This is a genomic window from Stenotrophomonas nematodicola (assembly GCF_009467805.1).
Lineage (GTDB): Bacteria > Pseudomonadota > Gammaproteobacteria > Xanthomonadales > Xanthomonadaceae > Stenotrophomonas > Stenotrophomonas nematodicola.
In genome coordinates, this window is the sequence record NZ_WIAY01000016.1 from 1 (window position 1) to 962 (window position 962).

Consider the following 962-nt stretch of genomic DNA (forward strand, 5'->3'; position numbering starts at 1 on the left):
GCCGATCTCGACCTCGCCCAGCTCGATGCGGAAGCCGCGCACCTTGACCTGGTGGTCGGCGCGGCCCACGTAGTCCAGCTGTCCGTCGGCGCCGTAACGCACCAGGTCGCCGGTGCGGTACATGCGCTCACCGTCGCTGCCCGGTTCGGGCAGATAACGCTCGGCGGTCAGCTCGGCACGGCCCAGATAGCCGCGTGATACGCCGGCACCGGCCAGGTACAGCTCACCCACCGTGCCCTGCGGCACCGGGTTCAACGCCGCATCCAGCACGTGCGCGCGGGTGTTGGGCAGCGGTCGTCCGATCAGCGGACGCATGCCCGCCTCGGCCCTCCACTCGGTCGAGTAGGTGGTGTCTTCCGACGGGCCGTACAGGTTGTACATCGCCGCCACGCCACTGCCCAGCGTGGCCTCCACCAGCGACCCGGCCAGCGCTTCGCCGGCCACGTTGACCACCTGCACCGTCGGCCCCAGCCCACCCTGCTCCAGCAGTGTGCGCAGTACCGAGGGCACCGTGTTGACCAGGGTCAGCTGCAGCGAGGCATCGCCCAGCGCAAGGCCATCGTCCACCAGCACCACCGCACCGCCCTGCGCCCACGGTGCAAACAGCTCGAACACCGACAGGTCAAAGCAGATCGAGGTACCCGCGCCGGTACGTGCCAGCGCCTGCGCCGGATACCGCTGCGCGGACCAGTACAACAGCGCTTCGACGTTGCCGTGGCTGATGGCCACGCCCTTGGGGCGGCCGGTCGAGCCGGAGGTGTAGATCGTGTAGGCCAGCTGCGCCGGCCACACCACCTGCGCCGGGGCATGCACCGGCTGCACGCGCAGCGCATCGGACAGCTCCGGCAGCGACAGCACCGTGGCGGCCGGCACCGCCTCCTCGGCCAGCAGGCCCGGCTCCAGCAGCACCCAGGCCGGCGTGGCATCGTCCAGGATCTGCTGCACGCGCTGGGCCGGATAGG

1 protein-coding gene is annotated in these 962 nt (G+C 70.9%); it reads right to left on the bottom strand.

The annotated features are described in order from the left end of the window. Positions 1 to 962 (bottom strand): AMP-binding protein (locus GDJ08_RS19945; RefSeq protein ID WP_153165572.1); only part of this gene is annotated, 962 nt, incomplete at both ends.